General features: G+C 63.3%; 18 protein-coding genes. 6 read left to right on the top strand and 12 right to left on the bottom strand.

All coding sequences use genetic code 11. The features are described from left to right. Positions 1 to 80 precede the first annotated feature (80 nt). The 4 genes from lnt to ACF8O8_RS23220 are packed head-to-tail and all read right to left on the bottom strand — an operon-like array spanning position 81 to position 3,936. Positions 81 to 1,598, bottom strand: coding sequence for an apolipoprotein N-acyltransferase (gene lnt, locus ACF8O8_RS23235; RefSeq protein ID WP_019437045.1), 1,518 nt, complete (start codon positions 1,596 to 1,598; stop codon positions 81 to 83). A gap of 8 nt (positions 1,599 to 1,606) precedes the next feature. Then, positions 1,607 to 2,446 (bottom strand): HlyC/CorC family transporter, encoded by an 840-nt coding sequence (locus ACF8O8_RS23230; protein ID WP_003249762.1) that lies wholly within the window; start codon positions 2,444 to 2,446, stop codon positions 1,607 to 1,609. 25 nt (positions 2,447 to 2,471) lie between these two features. After that, positions 2,472 to 2,945 carry an rRNA maturation RNase YbeY gene (ybeY, locus tag ACF8O8_RS23225; RefSeq protein WP_010955408.1) on the bottom strand — a complete coding sequence of 158 codons (474 nt, stop codon included), beginning with the start codon at positions 2,943 to 2,945 and terminating at the stop codon, positions 2,472 to 2,474. Next, on the bottom strand, positions 2,938 to 3,936 hold the full coding sequence (locus ACF8O8_RS23220) for a PhoH family protein (protein ID WP_014592526.1): 999 nt from the start codon (positions 3,934 to 3,936) through the stop codon (positions 2,938 to 2,940). Before ACF8O8_RS23220 ends, ybeY begins: the two co-directional genes overlap by 8 nt. Before the next feature lie 256 nt (positions 3,937 to 4,192). Between ACF8O8_RS23220 and ACF8O8_RS23215 the strand changes: the two genes are divergently transcribed. Further along, positions 4,193 to 4,519, top strand: coding sequence for a DUF1820 family protein (locus ACF8O8_RS23215; protein ID WP_003249769.1), 327 nt, complete (start codon positions 4,193 to 4,195; stop codon positions 4,517 to 4,519). A 3-nt stretch (positions 4,520 to 4,522) separates the two neighbouring features. On the opposite strand, the gene ACF8O8_RS23210 is transcribed toward ACF8O8_RS23215, so the two are convergent. The 4 genes from ACF8O8_RS23210 to ACF8O8_RS23195 form a co-directional block, all read right to left on the bottom strand. After that, a complete protein-coding gene (locus ACF8O8_RS23210) occupies positions 4,523 to 5,068 on the bottom strand; it encodes a tetratricopeptide repeat protein (protein WP_004576914.1) in 546 nt (181 codons plus the stop codon). Positions 5,069 to 5,312: 244 nt separating this feature from the next. Beyond that, positions 5,313 to 6,596, bottom strand: coding sequence for a glutamate-1-semialdehyde 2,1-aminomutase (gene hemL / locus ACF8O8_RS23205; protein ID WP_392510557.1), 1,284 nt, complete (start codon positions 6,594 to 6,596; stop codon positions 5,313 to 5,315). A 16-nt stretch (positions 6,597 to 6,612) separates the two neighbouring features. Continuing rightward, positions 6,613 to 7,236, bottom strand: coding sequence for a thiamine phosphate synthase (gene thiE / locus ACF8O8_RS23200; RefSeq protein ID WP_004576913.1), 624 nt, complete (start codon positions 7,234 to 7,236; stop codon positions 6,613 to 6,615). Between the two features lie 13 nt (positions 7,237 to 7,249). After that, on the bottom strand, positions 7,250 to 8,047 hold the full coding sequence (locus ACF8O8_RS23195) for a hydroxymethylpyrimidine/phosphomethylpyrimidine kinase (RefSeq protein WP_010955404.1): 798 nt from the start codon (positions 8,045 to 8,047) through the stop codon (positions 7,250 to 7,252). A 265-nt stretch (positions 8,048 to 8,312) separates the two neighbouring features. On the opposite strand from ACF8O8_RS23195, the gene ACF8O8_RS23190 reads away from it, so the two are divergent. The 4 genes from ACF8O8_RS23190 (at position 8,313) to ACF8O8_RS23175 (ending at position 14,373) form a co-directional block, all read left to right on the top strand. Beyond that, positions 8,313 to 10,301, top strand: a complete 1,989-nt coding sequence (locus ACF8O8_RS23190) for a sensor histidine kinase (RefSeq protein WP_392510556.1) — start codon at positions 8,313 to 8,315, stop codon at positions 10,299 to 10,301. 211 nt (positions 10,302 to 10,512) lie between these two features. Continuing rightward, the gene (locus ACF8O8_RS23185) at positions 10,513 to 12,165 is read left to right on the top strand and encodes an acyl-CoA dehydrogenase family protein (protein ID WP_392510555.1); all 1,653 of its coding nucleotides are present in this window, start codon (positions 10,513 to 10,515) and stop codon (positions 12,163 to 12,165) included. Positions 12,166 to 12,270: 105 nt separating this feature from the next. Then, positions 12,271 to 13,734 carry an AMP nucleosidase gene (gene amn / locus ACF8O8_RS23180; protein ID WP_014592520.1) on the top strand — a complete coding sequence of 488 codons (1,464 nt, stop codon included), beginning with the start codon at positions 12,271 to 12,273 and terminating at the stop codon, positions 13,732 to 13,734. 6 nt (positions 13,735 to 13,740) lie between these two features. Further along, positions 13,741 to 14,373, top strand: a complete 633-nt coding sequence (locus tag ACF8O8_RS23175) for a pseudouridine synthase (RefSeq protein WP_014592519.1) — start codon at positions 13,741 to 13,743, stop codon at positions 14,371 to 14,373. 113 nt (positions 14,374 to 14,486) lie between these two features. Here the strand turns inward: ACF8O8_RS23175 and ACF8O8_RS23170 are convergent, their stop codons facing one another. Next, complete coding sequence (locus tag ACF8O8_RS23170) at positions 14,487 to 14,690, bottom strand: DUF2788 domain-containing protein (protein ID WP_003249787.1); 204 nt, start codon at positions 14,688 to 14,690, stop codon at positions 14,487 to 14,489. A 53-nt stretch (positions 14,691 to 14,743) separates the two neighbouring features. Then, positions 14,744 to 15,220 (bottom strand): Lrp/AsnC family transcriptional regulator, encoded by a 477-nt coding sequence (locus ACF8O8_RS23165; RefSeq protein ID WP_003249795.1) that lies wholly within the window; start codon positions 15,218 to 15,220, stop codon positions 14,744 to 14,746. A 395-nt stretch (positions 15,221 to 15,615) separates the two neighbouring features. Between ACF8O8_RS23165 and ACF8O8_RS23160 the strand changes: the two genes are divergently transcribed. Beyond that, entirely contained in the window at positions 15,616 to 16,452 is an 837-nt protein-coding gene (locus ACF8O8_RS23160) for a DUF6515 family protein (RefSeq protein ID WP_392510554.1), read from the top strand. A 27-nt stretch (positions 16,453 to 16,479) separates the two neighbouring features. Here ACF8O8_RS23160 and ACF8O8_RS23155 read toward each other — a convergent pair whose 3' ends face one another. Both ACF8O8_RS23155 and ACF8O8_RS23150 read right to left on the bottom strand, forming a co-directional pair. Beyond that, positions 16,480 to 17,352, bottom strand: coding sequence for a cation diffusion facilitator family transporter (locus tag ACF8O8_RS23155; protein WP_010955399.1), 873 nt, complete (start codon positions 17,350 to 17,352; stop codon positions 16,480 to 16,482). Positions 17,353 to 17,374: 22 nt separating this feature from the next. Then, on the bottom strand, positions 17,375 to 17,794 hold the full coding sequence (locus ACF8O8_RS23150; RefSeq protein WP_014592516.1) for a hypothetical protein: 420 nt from the start codon (positions 17,792 to 17,794) through the stop codon (positions 17,375 to 17,377). Between the last annotated feature and the right edge of the window lie 80 nt (positions 17,795 to 17,874).

The following is a 17,874-nucleotide window of genomic DNA, read 5'->3' as shown; positions in this document are numbered from 1 at the left end:
ATCTCCACCCGCCGTTCACCGTTGCCGCGACTACCGTATTCGCGGGTAAACCCGCTCCTACAGTGGTCGCGTATCGTCAATCAGACGGTTTTTGCAATGCGCCCTGCCAGCAACGCCCAGCCCAGCAGCAATGCACAGACAATCGCCAGCGGCCATGAGCGCCATTGCAGGTAAGGCGTCAGCTGCTGCATCGGCACCACCTCGCCATACAGCACGGCCTGCTGGAACTGCGGAATCTGCGTGGTAATGCGGCCAAACGGGTCGATCAGCGCGGTCACGCCGTTGTTGGTGGCGCGGATCATCCAGCGGCCGGCTTCCAGCGCGCGCATCTGCGCCATCTGCAGGTGCTGCAAGGGGCCGATCGATTTGCCGAACCAGGTGTCGTTGCTGATGGTCAGCAGCAGGTCGCTACGCGCAGCCAGGCCGGCGGCGAACTCGGGGTAGACCACCTCGTAGCAGATGTAAGGGGCAATCTGGTAGCCCTTGGCCTGCAGCAGCGGCTGGTCTTCCGGACCGCGGGCGAAGTCGGACATGGGCAGGTTGAAGAACTCGATGGCCCCACGCAGCACGTCTTGCAGCGGCACATACTCGCCAAATGGCACCAGCTTCTGCTTGAGGTAGGTGCCGTCGCCTTCGCCAGTGACGGTGATGCCGTTGTAGTAGCGGCGCTGGTGGTGCACTTCTTCACGCACCGGCACGCCCGTGATCAGCGCCGAGTGGCGCTCGGCGGCGAAGCGGCCCATCACGTCGATGTAGCCCTGGGCCTGGTCCTTGAGCACCGGAACGGCGGTTTCCGGCCACACCAGCAGGTCCACCGGCCTGGAGCTGAAGCTCAGGTCGCGGTATAGCGCCAGTTGCGCGTCGATGTGCGCGGGGTCCCATTTCAGGTCCTGCTCGACGTTGCCCTGGATCGCCGCCACTTTCAGCGGATCGCCTGCCGGAATGGTCCAGGCATGGCCCTTGAGCGCCAGGCCCAGCACCCAGGGGGCCAGCAACAGCACGCTGGCCACGGCCAGGAACGAGGGGCGGGTGCGCAGGCGGTGCAGGTTGCACAGCAGGGCGGCGGTGAGGGCGAGGCTGAAGGAAATCAGCCATACCCCGCCCAGCGGCGCAAGGCCGGCCAACGGGCCGTCCAGTTGGCTATAGCCGGCGTAGAGCCAGGGGAAGCCGGTCAGGAACCAGCCGCGGAAGGCCTCTTGCAGTAGCCAGAGGGCGGCGAAGCACAGGGCGTCGGCCAGTGGTGCTTCGTTGCGCCGTAGCCAGCGCGCCCACAGCCAGGTGGGCAGGGCGAAGAACCAGGCCAGTGCGGCGAAGAACGCCAGCAGCAACACGATTGCCAGCAGCGGCGAGGCGCCGCCGTAGGTGTTCATGCTGACGTAGATCCACCAGGTGCCGGCGCCATACAGGCCAAACCCAAACCACCAGCCACGCCACATGGCCTGGCGCGGGCTGAGCTCGCGCAGGCCAAGGTAGAGCACTGCGATGGACAGCACCGCCAACGGCCAGATGTCGAACGGCGCCAGGGCCAGGAGGGTGGAAGCACCGGCCGCCAGGGCCAGCAGGTTACCGGGCCAGCCGGGGCGGGTGATCCAACGCATGTTTGTCCTTAACGGGTGATCGGGGTCAGGCGCAGCAAGTGTATCCGCCGGCTGTCGGCGTTGAGAATACGGAACTTGTAAGACCCGATCTCAGTGGTTTCGTTGCGCTTGGGCAGGTGGCCAAAGGCGCTCATCACCAGGCCGCCGACCGTGTCGAACTCGTCATCGGAGAACTCGCTGTCGAAGAACTCGTTGAAGTTCTCGATCGGGGTAAGCGCTTTGACCAGGAAATCACCGCTGGGCAGTGGTTTGATGTAGCTGTCTTCCTCGACGTCGTGCTCGTCTTCGATATCGCCGACGATCTGCTCCAGCACGTCCTCAATGGTGACCAAGCCCGCCACGCCGCCATATTCGTCGATGACGATGGCCATGTGGTTGTGGTTGGCGCGGAATTCACGCAGCAACACGTTCAGGCGCTTGGACTCGGGCACGAAGGTGGCCGGGCGCAGCAGGTCCTTGATGTTGAAGCTGTCGCCGTTCTCCTTGAGGATCAACGGCAGCAAGTCTTTGGCGAGCAGGATCCCGAGCACATCGTCATGGCTTTCGCCGATTACCGGGTAGCGCGAGTGCGCGGCGTCGATCACCGCCGGCAGGAACTCGCGAGGCGACTGGCCGGCCTTGATGCTGTTCATCTGCGAACGCGGCACCATGATGTCGCGAACTTGCAGGTCGGCGACCTGAATGGCGCCTTCGACGATGGTCAGCGCTTCGCTGTCCAGCAATTTGTTCTGATGGGCTTCGCGCAGCAGCTCAAGCAGCTCCTGGCGGTTTTTCGGCTCATGGGCAAAAGCCTGGGTCAGTTTACCCAGCCAGGACTTCTGCCCGTTGCTCGATCGATCTTCGCTCATGGCGGTTCTCGTGATCCTTCGTGTATCAGTGTGTGATTGTGTCGGTTTCATCATCGGCATACGGGTCGGGGTGACCCAGTTCTGCCAGCAATTCCCGTTCCAGGCTTTCCATTTCCTCGGCTTCCTCATCCTCGATGTGGTCGTAGCCGAGCAAGTGCAGGCAACCGTGGATGACCAGGTGCGCCCAGTGCGCTTCCAGCGATTTGCCTTGTTCGGCCGCTTCGCGCTCGACCACCGCTACACAGATGACCAGGTCGCCCAGCAGCGGGATATCGAGCAGGTCATCGGGCACATCGGCCGGGAACGACAACACATTGGTCGCGTAGTCCTTGTGCCGGTAGGTGTGGTTCAGCTCGCGGCCTTCGGCTTCGTCGACCAGGCGAATGGTCATTTCCGAGTCGGCGCTGCGCTGGCGCAACGCCAATTCGCACCAGCGGCGCAAGGCGGCGTCTTCTGGAGTGGCAGCATCCGTGGCCCGTTGGATATCAAGTTCAAGCATCTTTGCCGGGCGCCTCGGGCTTGGGCTGGCGGGCTTCAAAGCGGTCGTAGGCTTCGACGATACGCTGAACCAGTGGGTGACGAACCACATCCTTGGGTTGGAAATGGGTAAAGCTGATCCCCGGAACGTCCTTCAGCACCTCGATGACGTGCGCCAGGCCCGACTTGGTGCCACGGGGCAGGTCGACCTGGGTGATGTCACCGGTGATCACCGCGGTGGAGCCGAAGCCGATGCGGGTCAGGAACATCTTCATCTGCTCGAGCGTGGTGTTCTGGCTTTCGTCGAGGATGATGAAGCTGTTGTTCAGGGTGCGGCCACGCATGTAGGCCAGAGGGGCGATTTCGATCACCTGGCGTTCGATCAGCTTGGCCACGTGTTCGAAGCCAAGCATTTCGTACAGGGCGTCGTACAGCGGGCGCAGGTACGGGTCGATTTTCTGTGCCAGGTCGCCGGGCAGGAAACCGAGCTTTTCACCCGCCTCGACCGCCGGGCGCACCAGCAGGATGCGGCGCACCTGTTCGCGTTCCAGCGCGTCCACGGCGCAGGCTACGGCCAGGTAGGTCTTGCCGGTACCGGCCGGGCCGATGCCGAAATTGATGTCGTTGGCCAGGATTTCCTTGACGTAGCGCTGCTGGTTGAGCCCGCGCGGGCGGATATTGCCCTTGCGCGTGCGCAGCGACACGCTGACCTCGTTGACGGCCGGGTTGTCGATGTTCTCGACAGCCGACTCCTGCAGGTACAGGTGCACGGTTTCCGGTGACAGGTCGGTGGCCTTGGTCTCGCGATAGAGACGGCGCAGCAGCTGTTCTGCAGCGGAGGTGGTCCTGGGTTCGCCGATCAGTTCGAACTGATTGCCGCGGTTGCGGATCTCGATGGCCAGGCGCTGTTCGATCAGGCGCAGGTGCTCGTCGAACTGGCCGCACAAGTTGGCGAAACGGTGGGCCTCGAAGGGTTCGAGGATGAAACGATGGGGTTCTATGGGTGCGTTCAAGGTCGTTTTTAGCCGCTCGACGGCGATGGAGTTGAACTCAAGAATAACCCTTGAATGGCAGTGGCGAAAGCACTGAAACGATCAAGGGTTGGCTCAAGGTATATAGTGCCTGTTCTGGCCTCTTCGCGGGCATGCCCGCTCCCACAGGTACTGCACGGGTTTGAAGGTGGGTGCAATACCTGTGGGGCTTGCCCGCGAAGGGGGCGGTGCAGGTATGATCCCCGTCTTTTCTTACGCATGTGTTATCTGGCCAAACATGAGCAAACGCGAACCCGCCATCTATAAAGTGATCTTCCTGAACCAGGGTCAGGTCTTCGAGATGTACGCCAAGCAGATCTACCAGAGTGACCTGTGGGGCTTTCTGGAAATCGAGGAGTTCGTGTTCGGCGAGCGCTCGCAACTGGTAGTGGACCCGAGTGAGGAGAAGCTCAAGAGCCAGTTCGACGGAGTGGTCCGCAGTTTCGTGCCGATGCACTCGATTGTGCGCATCGATGAGGTGGAGCGCCTGGGCACGGCGAAGATCAGCGAGGCCAAGGGTGGAGGCAATGTGATGCCGTTCCCGATGCCAATGCCGGAAAAGTGACCTTCAGGGAAGTGGCGAGAACGGCGTGCGCCCTTCGGCGTTCTGCAGTTCGAGCAGGTACTTGCGGAAAATCTGGCCGAGCACCTGGGTGGCATGCTCCAGTTCGTCGCGGGGCATTTGCTCGGTCACTTCGTCGGCCATGTCCAGCGCATCTTCGGCGCCATTGACCGCAGCCATTTTCAGCAGGATGTAGGCCTGCACGTTGTTGGCCTTGACCCCTTCGCCATGGAAGAACATGGCACCCAGACGGTATTGGGCGTCGGCTTGGCCTTGCAGCGATGCCTTCTGGAACCAGTCCAGGGCTTTGCCCAGGTTTTTTGGCGTTTGCGTGTAGTAATACTCGCCCAGTTCGAATTGCGCCTGGGCATCCCCCGCAGTCGCCGTCTGCTCGCAGGCCTTGAGGGCGTTTGCCAGGTCTTCAGGCTGAACGTTCAAGGTGCAGCGGCCCGTCGCCGGAATCAGCAACGAGTTACCGCCCTCCGCCAGGGCCAGCAGGGGCTGAAGAAGCAACAGGCAGCCCAGGGTCAGGGCGCGGCCGGTGCGGTTCATGGGGATCGACTTACCTCTGCAAAGCTGCGGCCAATGTCTCTGGTGGCACATTATGGGATAAGCAGCGCCAACCTTACAAAGTTTTACTCGAATTTCTGCTTGGTTGGGGAAGTCAGCTGATTGTGCGTGCGTATTTATTGCCTGTGCCGGCCTCTTCGCGGGTGAACCGGCGCCTACAAGGGGGTGTCGCTTTCATGAGTGTAGGCGTGGGGTTGCTCGCGAAGAGGCCGGTACAGGCTGGCCATCACTTCAGGGCAGCAAAGGCTTTCTCAGCCGCATCCAGGGTGATCTGCAGCTCCTTGTCGCCATGGGCGATGGAGGTGAAGCCCGCCTCGAATGCGCTCGGTGCCAGGTACACGCCACCGTCGAGCATCAGGTGGAAGAAGCGCTTGAAGCGCTCGGCATCGCTGGCCATCACGTCTTCGAAGGTGACGATATCGTCGGCGCCGCTGAAGTACAGGCCGAACATGGCACCGGCCTGGGTGGTGACGAATGGCACACCGGCGGCATCGGCGCGTTGCTGCAGGCCGTCAAGCATGCGGCTGGTGTAGTCGGTCAGCTCGGCGTGGAAACCTGGGCGGCTGATCAGCTTGAGGGTGGTCAGGCCGGCGGCCATGGCAAGTGGATTGCCCGACAGGGTGCCGGCCTGGTAGACCGGGCCGAGCGGGGCGATGCAGCCCATGATTTCACGCTTGCCGCCGAAACAGCCGACCGGCATGCCGCCACCGACGATCTTGCCGAAGGTCGACAGGTCCGGCGTGATGCCGTAATGGCCCTGGGCGCCGCCGAGCGAGACGCGGAAACCGGTCATCACTTCGTCGAAGATCAGCACCACGCCATGCTTGTCGCATTGCTCGCGCAGGCCCTCGAGGAAACCCGGTGCCGGTGGTACGCAGTTCATGTTGCCGGCCACTGGCTCCACGATGATGCAGGCCACGGTCTGGCCAACTTCGGCCAGGGTCTTCTCGACGGCGGCGATGTCGTTGAACGGCAGGGTCAGGGTGTGCTTGGCGAAGTCCGCTGGCACGCCTGCCGAGCTTGGCACGCCTTGGGTCAGCAAGCCGGAGCCGGCTTTTACCAGCAGGCTGTCGGAGTGGCCGTGGTAGCAGCCTTCGAACTTGATGATGGCATCACGGCCAGTGTAGCCACGGGCCAGTCGGATGGCACTCATGGTGGCTTCAGTGCCCGAGCTGACCATGCGCACCATTTCCATCGACGGTACGATCGAGCAGACCAGGTCAGCCATCTCGGTTTCCATGGCGGTCGGCGCGCCGTAGGACAGGCCGTGCTCCAGCTGCCTGCGTACCGAGTCCAGCACGTCCGGGTGGCCGTGGCCGAGGATCATCGGGCCCCAGGAGCCGACGTAGTCGACGTAGCGTTTGTCGTCCTCGTCAACGACATAGGCGCCTTCGGCATGCTTGAAGAACAGCGGCGTGCCGCCAACGCTCTTGAAAGCGCGGACTGGCGAGTTGACACCGCCAGGGATGTGCTTCTGGGCTTGGGCGAACAGGGCTTCGGAACGGGACATGGAAGTATCTCTCGAATCAGGATGCGAACAAGGCGTTGAAGGCGCGGGCGCGGCGGGTGACTTCCTGCGCGCTGTCGGCACCGAACAAGCCGTGGATCACCGCCAGCAGGTCGGCGCCGTGGGCGACCAACGGGGCGGCGTTGTCGAGGGTGATGCCGCCGATCACGGCGATCGGCAGTTTCACCTGGGCGCGGGCCTGCTCGAGCAGGCCGACGTTGGCAGCGGGCGCGCCCGGCTTGGTGACAGAATTGAAGAAGCGGCCAAAGGCCACGTAGCTGGCGCCTTCGCTGGCAGCCTGGGCGGCCAGTTCGAGGCTGGCGTGGCAGGTGGAGCCGATGATTGCCTGACGGCCGAGCAGTGCGCGGGCCGGGGTCAGCGGGCCGTCGGTCTGGCCCAGGTGCACGCCGACACCCAGGCGGGCGGCCAGTTCGGCGTCGTCGTTGATCAGCAACTGGGTGCCGTAACGCTCGCAGAGCTTCATCAGCCCTTCGGCTTCACGCAGGCGGCGCGCCGCATCGTCGCTCTTGTCGCGGTACTGCAGCAGACACACGCCGCCTTCCAGGGCTGCCTCGACATGGGACAGGAAACGGCCGGCGAGCAGCTGGCTGTCGGTGATGGCGTACAGACCGCGTAGCTTCATTGAAGGCCTCGTATCAGGAGCAGAAGTCCAGGGGCAGGCGGCGCGGCACGTATTGGCCCTTGCCCAGTTGCTCGGCGTCACGCAGGGTGCGCCAGGTGTAGTCCAGGGCGGTGCGCACGGCGCTTTCCAACTGCTCGCCGAGCGCCAGGCGGCCGGCCAGGGCGCTGGCCAGGGTGCAGCCCGAGCCATGGTAGCTGCCCGGCAGGCGCTGGCAAGTCCAGGTGAAGTGCTGGCCGTCCTGGGTGTACAGGCGGTTGTGGATTTCGTCTTCGTCGCCGTGACCGCCGGTAATCAGCAGGTGTCTACAGAACGGCAACAGTTTCTCGGCACATTCGTCAGCGGTGCCCTCGGGCAGTTCTGCGAGGATGCGTGCTTCGGGCAGGTTCGGCGTGGCGATGGTCGCCAGCGGCAGCAACCGTTCACGCAGGGCGTAGCCCACTTCGTCCTTGCCCAGGCGGCCACCGCCACCGGCACGCAGCACCGGGTCGCAGACCAGCGGCAGGTGAGGGTGGGCGGCCAGCAGTTCGGCGACGGTGTCGACCATCTCGATCGAGCCGAGCATGCCCAACTTGACGGCGGCCACCGTGGAGTCGGCCAGCACGGCATTGGCCTGGGCCAGCACCCACTCGCGGTCGAGCACGCGGAAGTCGGAAACGTTGACGGTATCCTGCACGGTCAGGGCGGTCACTGCAGGTGCAGCGTGGCAGCCTTGGGCGATCAGGGCTTCGATATCTGCCTGCAAGCCGGCGCCGCCACTGGGGTCGTGGCCGGAGAGACAGAGGACAACGGGGCGGGAGCTGTAGGTATTCATGGTCGGCGAGCTTACCACCAAACCTGTTTGGGCGGATCGTCCGACAAACGAGTTTTACTGATCGATCGGTCAGGTTATTGATTGGTTTTCTATTGAAAGCATTGATTTAGAGCCTTTTCTTTGTGTTTTTATGTGGCCGATTGCCAGGTTGTGAGGCTATGCTAGAGTGCTCGGATAACTCGATAAACGGGTTCTGCAGGATCACGTCGTCTCAAACGGATGGGAGGCTACCGCGACGCGACCGGACAGGCCATGCTGGGGCTGTATGCGCTATTTGCTGATTGTGCTTCTGGGTTTGCTGCCCGTGCTGGCCGGAGCGGTCGATTTCGACGACGCTACCCGGCATCTTCCACTGGGCAAGGCCATGCAGGTTTATGAAGACCCCGATGGCAATGCCAGCATCGCTCAGGTCAGTGCCCCCGGTTTCGCCAAACACTTTCAGCCCCACCATGAGGATGTGCTGAACGCCGGTTACTCCACCTCGGTGTTCTGGCTCAAGGTAGAACTGCGCCCCACTGCCGCGCCCAACGCCGCCCCGCGGTCATGGCTGCTGGAGTTGGCCTACCCGCCGCTGGATCACCTCGAACTGTATTTGCCTGACAGCAGCGGCTTGTACCGCCTGGCGCAGCGCACCGGCGATGCCTTGCCCTACGACAGCCGGCAGATCCGGCAGAACAACTACTTGTTCGAACTGCAACTGCCACCTGGCAAGGTGACCACCGCGTACCTGCGGCTGCACAGCCAGGGTTCGGTGCAAGCGCCGCTGGCGTTATGGTCCCCTGAAGCCTATCTGGAAGAGCAGCCCACGCGCCTGTATGTGCTGGGGATGATCTACGGCGTGTTACTGGTGATGCTGGTGTACAACCTGTTCATCTACCTCAGCGTGCGTGACGTCAGCTACCTCTATTACATCCTTTACATAGCTTCGTTCGGCCTTTACCAGGTCTCGGTGAACGGCGCCGGTGTAGCCTATTTCTGGCCAGACAGCCCTTGGTGGGCGAACGCCTCCACGCCTTTGTTCATTGGTGCAGCCGGGCTGTTCGGTTGCCAGTTCGCCCGGCACTTCCTGCAATTGGGCAGCCTCAACCGTGGCTTCGATCGCCTGTTGCAACTGCTGATGCTGGGGGGGGCGCTGGTCATGGTACTGGCGGTGAGCATGCCTTACGGCATTGCGCTGCGCATGGCCACGCTGCTGGCGCTGCTGTTCACCATAAGCGTCTTCAGCGCCGGCCTGTATGCCTGGTGGCGCGGCTTGCGAGTGGCGCGCTGGTTCATCATCGCCTGGACGGCGTTCCTGCTTGGTGGCCTGGTCAACACCTTGATGGTACTGGGCTACCTGCCGAACGTGTTCATCACCATGTATGCCAGCCAGCTGGGTTCGGCCTTGGAAGTGGCCTTGCTGTCGCTGGCACTGGCCGACCGCATCAACAGCCTGCGCGAGCAGCAGGCACAGACCTTGCGCGACACTGGGCGTACGCTGGAGCAACTGAACCTGCAACTGGCCAGGAGCAATCGCCTGAAGGACGAGTTCCTGGCCAGCGTGACTCATGAGCTGCGTACCCCGATGAACGGAGTGATTGGCTCGCTCGAGCTGATGCACACCCTGCCGATGGGGGCTGAAATGGCTCAGTACCATCACACGGCTGTGGGGTCTGCCCAAGGCATGATGGATATGGTCGATGCCATTCTTACCCTGTCCGAACTGCAGGCCGGCCGCCTGCGGGCGCAGCCGGCACCGTTCAGCCTGCGCGCCCTGTTGCAGGGTTTGCGCGCCGGTTATGCCGGGCAGGCGCTTGGCAAAGGCCTGTACTTGAGCCTGGATATTCCGGCCGACCTGCCGGACGGGTTGCTCGGTGACGGGCAGAAGCTGGCGCACTGCCTGGGTTGCCTGGTGGACAACGGTTTGAAGTTCACTCATCAGGGCGGTGTGATGATCCAGGTGCGCGGCCGCCGGGTGGGGCCGGATGATCTGGCGTTGACCTTTACCGTCAGCGACAGCGGTATCGGTTTCGATGATCTGGAGCAGTCGATCCTGTACCAGCGGTTCTTCCAGGTCGACGGTTCGATGACCAGGCGGTATGGCGGTTTGGGGATTGGGTTGTCGATTTGCCGGCAGATGGGGGAGTTGCTGGGGGCCAGATTGGCGCATGAATCGACGCGCGGGCTGGGTAGCCGCTTCGAGTTGAGTTTGAACATGGCGATTTCGCAGGCGCAGATGAGCCCGCACATGCTGCAGGCGCGGCGCTCGCTGTAGGAGCGGGTTCACCCGCGGAAGGGCCGGGTCTGCTGGCCAATATCCACCCACCGTTCACCGTTGCCGCCACCACCGTATTCGCGGGTAAACCCGCTCCTACGCGCGCGCGCACGCCTGCAACCACACGTTTAGTCATTAATACCCCTTTGACTACCCCGCAAGCAGTGCTTCACTGGGTCTCTCAAGCCTACCCGGATCCAGGAGCCCCCCGATGAGCCTGCACCAGTACGCTGAAACCCACGAAGTCACCAACCAGCCGCCGCCGCTCGACGGTGCCAACCTGTACCGCCTCGACCTGCCCTTGCAAGAATGGTCAAGGCGTTTTGGCGCGGGCTGGGCCGAGTCGCGGATCGACGCCTATGGTGCCCTGGCCGGCGGCCCGCTGATGCAGGCAGGCTTCCTGGCCAACGCGCACAAACCCGAGTTCAGCAGCCACGACCGCTATGGCCATCGCATCGACCTGGTCGAGTTCCACCCGGCCTACCATGAGCTGATGCGTACCGCCGTCGAACATGGCCTGCCTTCTTTGCCATGGGCCGAACCCCGTGCTGGCGCCCATGTTGCACGGGCGTCGATGACCTACCTGCACAGCCAGGCCGAGGCCGGCACCGGCTGCCCGCTGACCATGACGTTTGCCGCCGTGCCGGCATTGCGCCTGCAGCCTGAGCTGGCTGAATACTGGCTGCCGAAGGTCCTTGCCTGCGAATATGACCCGCGCAACGTTGGCGACCGGCACAAGGCCGGGGTCACCCTGGGCATGGCCATGACCGAAAAACAGGGCGGCACCGATGTGCGCGCCAACACTACCCGGGCCTATCCGGTCGGTGCGCCGGGCCCGGGGCAGGCCTATGAGCTGGTTGGCCACAAGTGGTTCTGCTCGGCGCCGATGTGCGACGCTTTCCTGACCTTGGCGCAAACCGAAAAAGGCCTGAGCTGCTTCCTGCTGCCGCGCCACCGCCCCGATGACAACCGCAACCAGTTCTATATCCAGCGCCTGAAGAACAAGCTGGGCAACAGCTCCAACGCCTCCAGCGAGGTGGAGTTCCGCGGTGCGCTGGCGTGGATGATCGGCGAAGAGGGACGCGGCGTGCCGACCATCATCGAGATGGTCGCCATGACCCGGTTCGACTGCATGGTCGGCTCCAGCGCACTGATGCGCCAGGCGTTGACGCAGGCGGCCCACCATTGCGCGCATCGCAAGGTCGGCGGGCGGGTGCTGAACGAGCAGCCATTGATGCAGAACGTGCTGGCCGACCTGGCCCTGGAAAGCGAGGCTGCGCTCGCCCTGAGCTTGCGCATGGGCCAGGCGCTGGAGCAACTGGACGACCCGCAACAGGCGCATTTTGCCCGGCTGGTCACGGCGGTGGGCAAGTACTGGATCTGCAAACGTGCGCCGGCCATGATCAACGAGGCCGCCGAATGCCTGGGTGGCGCGGGTTATGTGGAAGACAGCATTCTGCCACGGCTGTACCGCGAGGCACCGGTCAACTCGACCTGGGAGGGCTCGGGCAACGTGCAGTGCCTGGATGTGCTGCGGGCCTTGTCCAAGGAGCCGGGCGTACTCGATGCACTGTTTGTCGAGCTGGGTGACGGGCATGGCGACCCGCGCCTGGCGGCGCATATCGGCAACCTCAAGGGGGCGTTTGCCGACACCGGTGACATGCAGTACCGCGCGCGGCAACTGACCGAGGATATTGCCCTGGCGTTGCAGGCCAAGCTGCTGCTGGAGGCCGGGAATGCAGACGTCAGTGATGCGTTTATCGGCAGCCGCTTGGCCGGTGGTGGCCGGGTGTACGGGGCGCTGCCGCGAGGTGTGGATGTGATGGCATTGGTCACAAGGGCTACGCCTGCCTGGCCGCTGTAGCAGCGGGCTTGCCCGCGAATGAACCCAACACCGATCAATGGGGGTGTATTTAACCAAGAAGGCAGGCAAGATGGATCACATGCATGTCCAGACAGGAAGCACAGTGTGAGCCACGCTTTTGTAGTCGTTGATACCCCCGAACAGGCCGTCGACCGTCTGGCGGCCTTGCATGAACAGGCCACAGGTGCCCTTAGTCAGGCCCTGAAGCGTTACCTGAAGGACCGTACCGAGCCCGATACCGATGAGCGCGACCTGTTCCGCTACCCGGCACTGCGCCTGACCTACTACAGCCATGGCGAAGTCGCCGCCACCACCCGTGCCTATGCCAAGGTCCAGGTTGCCGGCACCTACAGCGTCACCGTCACCCAGCCCGCTGCGTTCCGTGGCTACCTGCTTGAGCAACTGCGCCCGCTGATGCATGACTACACCGTTACGGTAGAAGTCGGCGTCAGCGAGCAGAACATCCCTTATCCCTATGTGGTCGACCAGGGCGACGAGCTGGCCGGTAGCGGCATTACCGCTGCCCAGCTGGCGCGAGTGTTCCCCAGCACTGACCTGTCGGCGGCAACCGACAACATCGCTGATGGCCTGTACGACTGGGACCGTGCTGAAATCATGCCACTGGCGTTGTTCGATGCCGCGCGCGTCGACTTCTCGCTACGCCGCCTGGTGCACTACACCGGCAGCGACTGGCGCCATGTACAGCCGTGGATCCTGCTGACCAACTACCACCGCTATGTCGACCAGTTCATCAGCCATGGCCTGGAACAACTGCGTGACGACCCGCGCTTCGTGCGTATGGTGCTGCCGGGCAACGTCGTGATCGAAAAGGGCATGGACCATGGCGAAACCCAGGCCCTGGTGGCCAGCGTGGTCTGGCACCGTTACCAGATGCCGGCGTACCACCTGATCGCCGCCGACGGCGATGGCGTTACCTTGGTCAACATTGGTGTGGGCCCATCCAACGCCAAGAACATCACCGACCACCTGGCCGTGCTGCGCCCGCATTGCTGGCTGATGATCGGTCACTGCGGCGGCCTGCGGCAGTCGCAGACCATCGGCGACTACGTGCTGGCACACGCCTATATGCGCCGTGACGGCATTCTCGACCGGGTCGTGCCGCCGAATATCCCGATCCCGGCCTTGGCCGAAGTGCAAATGGCCTTGCAGGAGGCCGCCGCGCAGGTCACTGGCGAGCGTGGCGAGCAGTTGAAAAAGCGCCTGCGCACCGGCACCGTGCTGACCTACGACGACCGCAACTGGGAGCTGCGCTGGGCTCAGGAACGCCCGCTGATCAACCTGTCGCGTGCCGTGGCGGTGGACATGGAAAGCGGCACCATTGCTGCCCAGGGCTACCGTTTGCGCGTGCCTTACGGCACCTTGCTGTGTGTGTCCGACAAGCCGCTGCACAGCGAGATCAAACTGCCAGGTTCGGCCAACGCCTTCTACAACCGGGCGGTCAGCCAGCACCTGAAGATCGGCATTGCTGCCCTCGACCTGCTGCGCACCGAGCTCAACTCGCTGCACTCGCGTAAACTGCGCAGCTTCGATGAGCCGCCGTTCCGCTGAGGATCCATGTCACTGCCACCCCGTAACAAGCCGCGCCGCCCCCAGGCGCGGCCTGCCGCCGGCCCGCGTCGCCAGGCCAAGGCGCCACCCGCCGAGCCGCGCCTGATCCTGTTCAACAAACCGTTCGACGTGCTGACCCAGTTCAGCGACGGTGAAGGGCGCGCGACGCTCAAGGACTTCATCGACATTCCGGGCGTATACCCGGCCGGGCGGCTGGACCGCGACAGCGAAGGCTTGCTGTTGCTGACCAACGATGGCGGGTTGCAGGCGCGGATTGCCGATCCGAAGCACAAGCTGGCCAAGACCTACTGGGTGCAGGTGGAGGGTGAGCCGAGTGACGAGCAGTTGCAGCGCTTGCGTGATGGCGTGGAGCTGAACGATGGGCCGACCTTGCCGGCTGAGGCGCGGCGCCTGGAAGAACCCGAGCTGTGGCCGCGTAACCCGCCGGTACGCTTTCGCAAGAGCGTGCCGACCAGCTGGCTGGAGCTGGTGATTCGCGAAGGGCGTAACCGCCAGGTGCGGCGCATGACGGCAGCAGTGGGCTTGCCGACCTTGCGCCTGGTGCGCGTGCGGATTGGTGACTGGGCGCTGGATGGGCTGGAGCAGGGTTGCTGGCGGGAGGTCCCTGCCAAGCTTTAGTTCAGGTCAGGGCCTGTTCGCGGGCACGCCCGCTCCCACAGGGACGGTGCAGTACTTGAAGGCTGCGCCCAACCTGTGGGAGCGGGCGTGCCCGCGAATGGCCCTGAAATGTTTTATACGCCTTCCAGAAAGCCCACCACCACGCTTTTGATGATGAAGGCCAGCACCCCCAGGCCCAGCACGAAGAACAGGATCAGCGTCCCGAACTTACCCGCCTTGGACTTTTTTGCCAGGTCCCAGACGATGAAGCCCATGAAACCGATCAACACGGTGACCAGGATGATCATCATCCATTCTTCGAATACGGCGGGATCCATCGGTGTTCTCCAGGCGGGTTGAGCGTCCGATTATACGTCGGCTGGGCAAGCAATTAACGCAGGTGGGTCAATGGCAGCTCGGTGCTGGCCAACACCTGGTTGAGCACGAAGCTCGAGCGCACGCTGGTGACGCCTTCGATACGGGTCAGGCTGCCTAGAAGCAGTTTCTGGTAGTGGTCCATGTCCGGCACCACCACTTTCAACTGATAGTCGGCATCCATGCCGGTGACCAGGCTGCACTCGAGCACCTGTGGCAGGTTGCGGATGGCGGCCTCGAATGTTTCAAAGCGCTCCGGGGTGTGGCGGTCCATACCTATCAACACATAGGCGGTCAGGCTCAGGCCCAGCTTCTTGCGGTCGAGCAGGGCCACCTGGCGCGAGATATAGCCGTCGTCCTCCAGTTGCTTGACCCGACGCGAGCATGGCGATGGCGACAGGCCGATGCGTTCGGCCAGTTCCTGGTTGGAAATGCGCGCATCGCGCTGCAATTCGGCGAGGATGCTCAGGTCGTAGCGGTCAAGTTTGCTCATGGCATTTGCCTTTTCTGTTCGGATTGCTGCGAATTATCAATCCAGGGTGAAAAATTGCGCAAGTGCTATTTATCTGAGCAATCTTCGCAATCCTCTGTCGCAACCCGTCCGGTATCTTTATCACCAGAATCACTGCCCGGACATCAGTCCACGGCGACGCGCCCTAGGCGGGCGGTCGCGGCCGGCCATCCAACAGGATCTGCAGGCCCCCGGGCTACACACCCTCCAGAAGACGGTGTGAGGTGAGCCGGCGCCACAAGTGCCGAGCACGGACGACAATTCCTGAAGGGAGGCCCTGTGGTCTCCCTTTTTTCATGTCGGGAATTTTAATTGGCCTGTGTGGTGGGCACGGTAGACTGGCGTTGGTTGCAGTTTTTTCTACCGAGAGGAACACCATGACGTCGCGCATCTGGCAGTTGGCAGGTGTTGGTTTACTGGGTTTGAGCATCAGCCTTGGGGCCTTGGCTGAAGGGCCCGGCGAGGGGCACGGTGAACGTGGCCAGCAGGTGCAAGGTGAGAGTGGACCGGGGCGCTCGCTCAACTCGCGCGACGAAGTGCGCCAGACCCAACCGCCGCGCCAGGGGTATTACCAGGACATCCCCCGCCGCCACGGTGATGATCACCACTGGCAAACCGGTGGCCCGGGGCAACGGCCCGGTGGCGACTGGCAGGGGCGCCCGGATGGCCATGGCAATGGCTGGGGGCCTGGGCCGCAGTATCGCCCAGGGCACACGGTGGATCATTTTCCTGACCGCTACTGGAAAGTACCCTACCGGGGCGCTGACTATTTCTACTCCGGGGGTTACTGGTACCGCCCGCACGGGGGCCGTTACATCGTGGTGACCCCGCCGTACGGCGTGCGGGTCAGTTATCTGCCGCCTTACGCGCGGGAAGTGTGGTTGGGTGGTGCGCTGTTCTTTCTGGTGGCCGATACCTATTACCAGTACCTGGCAGACAGCCAGGAATATGTGGTGGTCAACCCGCCGGTCGGCGTGCCGTCGCCCGTGCCGGTGGCCCCGGCAAATGGCGGGTATGACGTGGTGGCTTATCCGATGTATGGCCAGGGTCAGGAACAGCAGGAGCAGGACCGCTACCAGTGCCATCGCTGGGCGGTGAGCCAGTCGGGCTTCGACCCGGCGACGGCGACGTACGCACCGGCGGCCACTGTGCTCAGCCACTACCAGCGGGCGCTGGGGGCTTGCTTCAGTGGTCGGGGTTACAGCATCAACTGAACCCTGCAGGGGTAGGGATTAATTACCTCATACCGGGTCGGCGTGCACCATCACGTCTGCCTGTGGGTAACGCTGGCGGATCACCCGCGAGGCCTCCACGCACAAGCTATGCGCTTCATGCAGCGGCAGTTGCCCCGGCAGTTCCAGGTGCAGTTGCACAAACCACTGGTTGCCCGACACGCGCGTGCGCAGGTCATGCACGCCTTTCACGCCTGCAACGGCCAGCACCAGCGCGGTCATGTCCTCGCCAACATCGCCGGGTAAGGCCTTGTCCATCAGGATGGCCGTACTTTCGCGGGCAATCTGCAACGCGCTCCAGAGGATGTAAAAGGCGATGCCCAGGCCGAACAGCGCATCCAGCTGCGGCCAGCCAAAACGCGTCAGCAACAGGGCCAGCAGAATGCTGCCGTTGAGCAACAAGTCAGAACGGTAGTGCAGGGAATCTGCCCGTACCGCAGTGGAGCCGGTGAGCCGGATGACCTTGTACTGCAGCGCCAGCAGGGCGACCGTCAGCACCAGCGACAGCAGCATCACCGCGATACCGATGGAGGTATCACCCAGCGGTTGCGGGGTGTACAAGCGCTCGACCGCCTGTACACCGATCAGCACCGCACTGCCACCGATGAACAGCGCCTGAGCCATACCGGCCAAGGCCTCGGCCTTGCCATGGCCGAACCGGTGATCGTCGTCGGCCGGGCGCAGGGCGTAGTGCACCGCCAGCAGGTTGAGGAACGAGGCCACGGCGTCCAGTGCCGAGTCGGTCAGCCCGGCCAGCAGGCTCACCGACCCGCTCAGCCACCAGGCCAGCGCCTTGCTCAGCACCAGGATGCCGGCCACCGCCAGTGATGCGCGCGTGGCAAGGCGGAGCAGGCGCTGGTGTTCAGCCGGGGTAGTGATCATCCGTGGTCAGTGTCCTTGTGGCTCAGGCTGCCGGGACCAGGCCCAGGCTGGCCAGTTGTTCGATGCTGCCGCGGTGCTGGATCAGCCGTGGGTCGTTCAGCGGCAGGCGCTGGCCCAGTTCGCTTTCCAGAATGGCCTGCAACTTCAGGTTGTCGACCTTGCCATCGGGGCTGACGGCTTCCTGCAGTTTGGCCGGGTCAACCTGGGCAGTGCGGCCACCTGGGTAGTAAATGGCGCCGGTGGCAAAGTCGATGCCGAAGGCAATGAGCCCCGGGATCACGTAGAACAGGATACCGATGGCATCCATTGCAGCAACCACAGGGTCGATCTTGCCGCCGATCTGGCCGCGCCGGTCCGGGTAGAAAATGGTGCCGCAGGCCGTCAGTTGAGTCAGCAGGGTGGCGATGAGGGCGCCACCGATGACGCGGGTCGAGATGCGCATGTAAATCTCCGAGAAGGTGTTCAGCAGGACAAGCGAAGCGCCTGCACCTGATGTTAAGACCATGATAGAGCAGGCTGGGT

Origin of the sequence: Pseudomonas sp. TYF_14, assembly GCF_043105275.1 — a bacterium.
GTDB classification, from domain to species: Bacteria; Pseudomonadota; Gammaproteobacteria; order Pseudomonadales; family Pseudomonadaceae; genus Aquipseudomonas; species Aquipseudomonas alloputida.
The sequence above is the reverse complement of the archived record's forward strand: the minus strand, read 5'-3'. Positions and strand labels throughout refer to the sequence as shown.